Genomic DNA, 580 nt, shown 5'->3' with positions numbered 1-580 from the left:
CGGCTGGTGCAGGCGCGACGTCAGCACCTGTCTGGCCGCGGTACGCGCCGACGCCGAGGCGGTGGCGCAGGCCCATGCCGGCCATGACGGGTTGCACGCCCGCATTGCGGCGCTGGGCGAGGACGATCACTACCGCTCGCTGTTCGTGCCCGACGTGGCGATGCCGTTCCCGTCGTTCCAGGTGCTGATGGAGCGCACGTCGTGGCATGCGCTGGCGCACGTACGCGGCAACAGCGCCCAGGCATTGCAGGGCACCTGCGAGGACATCCGCACCGGGCGCATGCTGATGGCGCACAGCGACAGCCTGCTGGTGGCGATGGTGGGTTCGGCGATGGCCGAGCGCAATGCGGGTCTGTTCACCGAGATCCTGGCCGAGCTGCCGGCGGGCACCGCTGTCCCGGCCACGTGCCACCAGGCGCTTGTCGCCCCCACGGTGGCCGAGCTTGACCTGTGCCTGCCGCTGCGCGGTGAGTTCTCCTTCATGCGGGCGGCGATGGCCAACCAGCCGGAGCCGGAGCAGGCGCAAGGCTGGTTGCACGACGAGGGCAAGACCCAGGCCCGCAATGCCTGGCAGATGTCG

Annotated in this window: 1 pseudogene; it reads left to right on the top strand. The window is 70.7% G+C overall.

Features of this window, described 5'->3' with window-relative positions:
- Nucleotides 1-580 (top strand): annotated as a pseudogene (locus tag DBR34_RS21560) (hypothetical protein); the annotation flags it as partial.

The organism is Stenotrophomonas sp. HMWF003 (assembly GCF_003061285.1).
In the GTDB taxonomy this organism is placed as follows: Bacteria; Pseudomonadota; Gammaproteobacteria; order Xanthomonadales; family Xanthomonadaceae; genus Stenotrophomonas; species Stenotrophomonas maltophilia_AP.
Note: the sequence above shows the minus strand (reverse complement) of the source record. Positions and strands in the feature narration are given on the sequence as shown.